At 74.0% G+C, this 1460-nt stretch carries 1 protein-coding gene; it reads left to right on the top strand.

What is annotated here, in order from left to right:
• Positions 1–97 precede the first annotated feature (97 nt).
• Positions 98–1460, top strand: a 1363-nt coding sequence (locus tag SACSA_RS21500) for a type I polyketide synthase (protein WP_048876429.1), incomplete at its 3' end; no start/stop codon positions are given.

Here is a 1460-nt window from a genome sequence, read left to right as displayed (position 1 = left end):
CGCCACGCCCCGCACCGCGCCGGCCGGGTCGGACTCGTCGGCCGGGTCGGCCTTCGACGCCCCGGCGCCCGCCGACGATCCGGTCGCCGTGATCGGCATGGCCTGCTCGTTCCCCGGCGCGGAGTCGGTCGAGGAGTTCTGGTCCCTGCTCTCCTCCGGCGGGGACGCCGTGACCGAGGTACCCGGGTCCCGGTGGGAGGTGCGGGACTGGTACCGCGAGGGCGAGCCGGTGCCCGGGCACAGCACCACCAAGTGGGGCGGCTTCGTGCGGGACGTCGCCGCGTTCGACGCGCGCTTCTTCGGCATCCCAGCCGAGGAGGCGGCGCTGATGGACCCGCAGCAGCGGCTCCTGCTGACCACCACCCACCGCGCGCTCGAGGACGCGGGCCTGCCGCCCGAGCGTCTCGCGGGCACGCGCTGCGGCGTCTTCGTCGGCGTCACCAACAACGACTACCGGGCCCTGCTGGTCCGCGACCAGGTCGAGTCGGGTGCCTACACGGGCACCGGTACCGCGCCGAGCATCGCCTCGGGCCGTCTGTCGTACCTGTTCGACCTGGCCGGGCCCAGCCTCACCGTCGACACCGCGTGCTCGTCGTCGCTGGTCGCGGTGCACCACGCGCGGGAGAGTCTGCGCCGGGGCGAGTGCGACACCGCGATCGTCGCGGGGGTGAACCTGATGCTCGACCCGGACACGACCGTCGCGCTGTCCCAGGCGGGCATGATGTCCCCGTCCGGCCGGTGCCACGCCTTCGACCACCGCGCGGACGGCTACGTCCGGGGTGAGGGCTGCGGGGTGGTGGTGCTCAGGAGGGAGTCCGACGCGCTCGCCCGCCACGACCGCGTCCGGGCCGTCGTGGCGGGCTCGGCGGTCAACCAGGACGGGCACAGCAGCACGCTCACCGCGCCCAACGGACTGGCCCAGCAGGCGGTCCTGCGCGAGGCACTGGACGCCGCGGGCCTGGCGCCCGAGCAGGTCGGTCACGTCGAGGCGCACGGCACCGGAACCAGTCTCGGCGACCCGATCGAGATGTCCGGCATCGCCGAGGTCTACGGCAGGGGTGACACCGCCCGCCCCCTCTGGGTCGGATCGGTCAAGACCAACATCGGGCACCTCGAATCGGCCGCGGGCATCGCCGGCTTGATCAAGTCGGTGCTCGCCCTCGAACACCGCACGATCCCGGCAAGCCTGCACGTCGAACAGCTGAACCCGTTGATTTCCCTCGACGGCACACGGTGCCGCGTCGCCACCCGGAACCAGCCGTGGCCCGCCGGGCAGGACGGACGGGCGCACGCCGCCGCCGTCAGTTCCTTCGGGTTCAGCGGCACCAACGCCCACGTCGTGCTCACCCCTCCCGGGTCGGAGGCGCCGTCCCCGGCTCCGGACGACGGCGTCACCTGGCGGGTGCTGCCGCTGTCCGCCGCCCACGCCGACGCGCTGGCGACCACCGTCGACGACGCGG

The organism is Saccharomonospora saliphila YIM 90502 (genome assembly GCF_000383795.1).
GTDB classification, from domain to species: domain Bacteria; phylum Actinomycetota; class Actinomycetes; order Mycobacteriales; family Pseudonocardiaceae; genus Saccharomonospora; species Saccharomonospora saliphila.
This window is presented reverse-complemented; position numbering and strand designations above follow the sequence as displayed.